This window comes from Streptomyces sp. URMC 127, from assembly GCF_051386535.1.
Lineage (GTDB): Bacteria > Actinomycetota > Actinomycetes > Streptomycetales > Streptomycetaceae > Streptomyces.
In genome coordinates this window covers 1-4,729 of record NZ_JBPQTW010000333.1, presented here as the reverse complement: position 1 = coordinate 4,729, position 4,729 = coordinate 1, and the positions used below count along the sequence as shown (strand labels likewise).

Genomic DNA, 4,729 nt, shown 5'->3' with positions numbered 1-4,729 from the left:
CCCCGAACGCCCCAGCGTCCGGGGACCGCGGGCGCGGGGGTGCGGGCGCGCGGGGGCGCGGGACGCGGGCGCGCGGGGGCGCGGGCACGGCGGACGCGGTGGAGGAGACCGAGATCCATGTCCCAGTCGCAGAACGCCGGTGACGGCCGGCGGGCACGAGGCTCCCGCAAGGTGCGGAACTCGCGGCAGATGCGGCGGAATCCGCGCCGGCGGGCGCGTGCGGATTCTTCGGCTTCCAGGCCGCCGTCCCCCCAGGCGCGCGACTCCCGGCGCAAGGCCGTCGTCGCCGTCCTCCTCGCCGTGGCCCTGTGCGTGGGCAGCTGGCTGATCCGGCGCGGGGCCGACATCCAGGACCCGCCGCCGCAGCCCTCCGCGGCCGAGGCCTTCCCGGCCACCGGGCCCCGTACGGGACCTGTGCGCGGCGAACGCGCGACCCCGCCGCTGCCGATCGCCGTGCCCACCCGGGTGCGGATCCCGGCCATCGACGTCGACGCGCCGCTGGAGCCCCTGCGCCTGCTCCCCGACGGCAGCCTCTCCAGCCCGCGCGACGACGAGAGCAACGTCGCCGGCTGGTACGCGGACGGCGCCGCCCCCGGCACAACCGGCACCGCCGTCGTCGCCGGGCACGTCGACACCGCCACCGGGCCCGCCGTCTTCTACAACCTCGGCGCCCTGAAGAAGGGGTACCGCGTGGAGGTCGCGCGCGCGGACGCCCGCACGGCCGTCTTCACCGTCGACGCGATCGAGGTGTACAGCCGGGCGGACTTCCCCTCGCAGAAGGTCTACGGGCCCGCCGGGCGCCCCGAGTTGCGCCTGATCACCTGCGGGGGCGGGTTCTCCGAGGAGAGCCACGCGTATCTCGGCAACGTCGTCGTTTACGCGCACCTCAGCGGGGTGCGGTGAGCGGTGGGCGGCGGTCGTGTCAGGTGGTGGTTTCCGGCGGGCGCGCGCCGCTTCCGGCCGCCTGCGTCTCGCGGGCCCACGCCGTCAGCCCCGCCACGAACCCCGCCCGGTCGCGGGGCGACAGGCTGTCGAGCGCGCGCAGCAGCGGCTGCGAGCGGGTGGCGATGAACGCCTCGACCGCCGGGCGGTGATCGTCCACGACGGCCACGAGCGTGCGGCGCCGGTTCGCCGGGTCCTCGCGGCGCTCGACCAGGCCGGCCCGGTTCAGGGCGCCGACCAGCTCGCTCGTCGTCGACAGGGACAGCCGCATCCTGCGCGCCAGCTCGCTCACGGCCAGGGGCGCTTCGGCGATCAGCTGGGGCAGGACCGCGCCGTGCCGCGCCGTGAGGTTGTGCGCCTCGAAGAGCGCGCGCAGCTCCTGCGGCATCTCGGTGCGGGCCTGGCGGATGTACGGGGAGAGCAGCGGGACGAGACCGATCGCTTCGGTCTCCTCGGGGGTGGGGAGCCGGGGGCGGTCCTTCCCCGGTGCAGGGTCGTGCGGCATACTGCCGACTATAGACGCTTCGTGAATCCGAACTATTCTGAGATTCGAAGTGCGAAGGCCTAGGGACTAGGGGGGAGCTGTCATGCCGGCGATCCGTTACCACGACGCGCTGAACGACGCGCTGGAGCGCATGGACGACCTGGGGTACGAGCGCGGGGCCGGTGCCGACCTCGCCAACCACGGGCCCATGGGCGCCGAAACGCTCGCCGCCCTCGGCCACGGCGGCGAAGTGGCCGCCTGGGTCGAGGGCTACCGCACCGCCATGCCCCACCACGAGGTGCCCGCCCGCGCCTTCGCCCTCGACCCCGCCGACGAGGCGTCCTGGCGCCCGGCGCTCGGCGACTTCTCCCGCGCGGGCGACTGGGAAGAGCTCTTCCGGCGCGAACTCGCCTCCGCGCCCTGGCGGGACGTGCTCGTCCGCTGGTGGCCCCGGCTCCTGCCCGGCCTGCTCGCCGGCCTGACCCACGGGCTGATCCGTACGGCCCACGCCGTGCGCTCCCTCGCCGCCGTCGCCGGCGATGACGGCCGGGAGCCGACGCCGCATCAGCTCACCGAGCTCGCCCGGGGCATGGCCTACTGGGCCGCCCGCTTCGCCCACCTGCCCGGCGAAGTCCGCATGAGCGGCCACCACGACCTGGCCGGCGCCGTCGCCGCGCTGCCCCGCACCGCCTACGCGGGGCCGGGCAAGCGGGGGCGCGCCGTGGCCGCGCAGCGGCTCGCCCGGCCCGGCGAGCTCGCCGGCTACCACGAGGCGCTCGGCGCCCTCGCCCCCGGCGGGGCGCAGTGGCTGCTCAGCGAGATGACCACCACCTTCGCCGGCGTCTACCTCGGGCACCCCGAGCTCTTCCCCGTGCCGCTGGTGCACGCCGTCACCGCGCCCGCCGCCGTACGGCTCGTGCTGCCGCACCTGCCCGGCGAGCTCCACGAGCCGTCGGTGGCCGCCCTCTGGCACGTGCACACCGCGCTGCTGCTGGCCTTCACCGACGACCGGGGCGGGGAGGAGACGGCGGCCCGGGAAGCGGCGGAGGCGGACGTGCCGCCGTTCGACGAGCTGGTCGCGCGGGCCGTGGAGCACGGCGACGAGCACGTCCTGAAGTTCACGGAGGCGTGCCGGCGGGAGCACGCGCTGCGGCCGGACGCCCGTTACGGGGCGGCGGTCGTGGCGGCGCAGCGGCGGATCAAGCCGCGGCGTTAGCGGGTGCGGCTGCCGGGGCCCGGTGGGGGTGCGGCCGGCGCCCGGTGGGTGGGCCGGGCGCCGGGGCCTCCGGGGCAGGGTCCCTGGACCGTATATTTACGGCGCCGTGCCCTCATGCGTGGTGGCACCCGGCACTTGGCGCCACACATACACGTCAGCGTCCAGGGACCCTGCCCCTGCGGCCCCGTCGCCCTCCCGCCGTCGTCGTCAGCCGTCCGTGCCGGTGGCTGTGGCCAGCTCCTTCAGGAGCTCCAGGATCTTCTCGCCGTGCTTCGCCAGCTTGTTCTCGCCTACGCCGCTCACCCCGGCCAGTTCGGCGAGGGACGTGGGCGATGCCGTGGCGATCTCGCGCAGCGTCGCGTCGTGGAAGATCACGTACGCCGGGACGCCCTGTTCCTTCGCCGTCGCCGCCCGCCATGCGCGGAGTGCCTCGAAGACCGGCAGGGCCTCGGGCGGGAGGTCCGCCGGTGCGGAGCGTTTGGCTGTCCCCCCGGACTTGGCGGACGGTCGGGCGGGACGCTCTGGTTCGCTCCGTAGCTTGACCTCTCGGCGTCCGCCCAGCACTTCGCCGCTCGTTTCGGTGAGGACCAGCGTGCCGTAGTCGCCCTCTACGGCCAGCAGGCCCTGCGCCAGCAGCTGCCGGACCACGCCCCGCCACTGCGCCGTGCTCAGCTCGGTGCCGATGCCGAAGACGGTGAGGCCGTCGTGGTCGTGCTGGATGACCTTCGCCGTCTTCTTGCCGAGCAGGATGTCGATGATCTGGCCGGCACCGAACTTCTGGCGCCGCTCGCGCGCCAGGCGGTAGACCGCGGACAGGAACTTCTGCGCGGCGATCGTGCCGTCCCACGTCTCGGCGGGGCTCAGGCAGGTGTCGCAGTTGCCGCAGGGGCCGCTCTCCTGTCCGAAGTACGCGAGCAGCCGCACGCGGCGGCACTCGACCGTCTCGCACAGGGCCAGCATCGCGTCGAGGTGCGCGGCCAGGCGGCGGCGGTGGGCGTCGTCGCCCTCGGAGCCGTCGATCATCTTGCGCTGCTGGACGACATCCTGCAGGCCGTACGCAAGCCAGGCCGTGGACGGCAGGCCGTCGCGCCCGGCGCGGCCCGTCTCCTGGTAGTACCCCTCGACGGACTTCGGCAGGTCGATGTGGGCGACGAACCGTACGTCCGGCTTGTCGATGCCCATGCCGAAGGCGATCGTCGCGACCATCACGATGCCGTCCTCGCGCAGGAAGCGCGCCTGGTTCGCCGCGCGGGTGCCCGCGTCCAGGCCCGCGTGGTACGGCAGTGCCTCGATGCCCTGCTGGACGAGGAACGCCGCCGTGTCCTCCACGCTCTTGCGGGAGAGGCAGTAGACGACGCCCGCATCGCCCGCGTGCTCGGTGCGCAGCAGCTCCAGGAGCTGCTTCTTGGGGTCGTTCTTGGGAACGATGCGGTACTGGATGTTCGGGCGGTCGAAGCTCGCGACGAAGTGCCGGGCGTCCTGGAGCCGGAGACGGGCGGCGATCTCGGCGTGCGTGGCCTCCGTGGCCGTCGCGGTCAGGGCGATGCGCGGCACGTCCGGCCAGCGCTCGTGCAGCGCGGACAGGGCCAGGTAGTCCGGCCGGAAGTCGTGGCCCCACTGGGCCACGCAGTGCGCCTCGTCGATGGCGAAGAGGGAGATCTTGCCGCGGTCCAGCAGCCGGAGCGTGGCGTCCACGCGAAGCCGCTCGGGCGCCAGGTACAGCAGGTCGAGCTCGCCGGCGAGGAACTCCGCCTCGACCAGCCGGCGCTCGTCCATGTCCTGCGTGGAATTCAGGAAGCCCGCCCGGACGCCGAGCGCGCGCAGCGCGTCCACCTGGTCCTGCATGAGGGCGATCAAGGGCGAGATGACCACACCGACACCCGGCCTGACCAGGGCCGGGATCTGGTAGCACAGCGACTTGCCGCCGCCCGTCGGCATCAGGACGAGCGCGTCCCCGCCCGCGACGACGTGCTCGATGATCGCTTCCTGGTCGCCCCGGAACGCGTCGTAACCGAAGACGCGCCGCAGACAGCCCAGCGCCTCACTGCCCTCGGCGGCGGGCGTGGGAGAGGGGGAAGGGATGGGGG

The 4,729-nt window shown here is 74.3% G+C and carries 4 protein-coding genes; 2 read left to right on the top strand and 2 right to left on the bottom strand.

The genetic code is table 11. The features are described 5' to 3' along the window. Positions 1-117 precede the first annotated feature (117 nt). Positions 118-903 carry a class F sortase gene (locus ACSNOH_RS33380; RefSeq protein WP_436725196.1) on the top strand — a complete coding sequence of 262 codons (786 nt, stop codon included), beginning with the start codon at positions 118-120 and terminating at the stop codon, positions 901-903. Positions 904-922: 19 nt separating this feature from the next. Here ACSNOH_RS33380 and ACSNOH_RS33375 read toward each other — a convergent pair whose 3' ends face one another. After that, a complete protein-coding gene (locus tag ACSNOH_RS33375; protein WP_436725195.1) occupies positions 923-1,447 on the bottom strand; it encodes a MarR family winged helix-turn-helix transcriptional regulator in 525 nt (174 codons plus the stop codon). 82 nt (positions 1,448-1,529) lie between these two features. Between ACSNOH_RS33375 and ACSNOH_RS33370 the strand changes: the two genes are divergently transcribed. Then, positions 1,530-2,642: a questin oxidase family protein gene (locus tag ACSNOH_RS33370; protein WP_436725194.1), complete on the top strand. Its 1,113-nt coding sequence runs from the start codon at positions 1,530-1,532 to the stop codon at positions 2,640-2,642. A 207-nt stretch (positions 2,643-2,849) separates the two neighbouring features. Here the strand turns inward: ACSNOH_RS33370 and recQ are convergent, their stop codons facing one another. After that, positions 2,850-4,724, bottom strand: coding sequence for a DNA helicase RecQ (gene recQ, locus ACSNOH_RS33365; RefSeq protein WP_436725197.1), 1,875 nt, complete (start codon positions 4,722-4,724; stop codon positions 2,850-2,852). Positions 4,725-4,729: the final 5 nt, after the last annotated feature.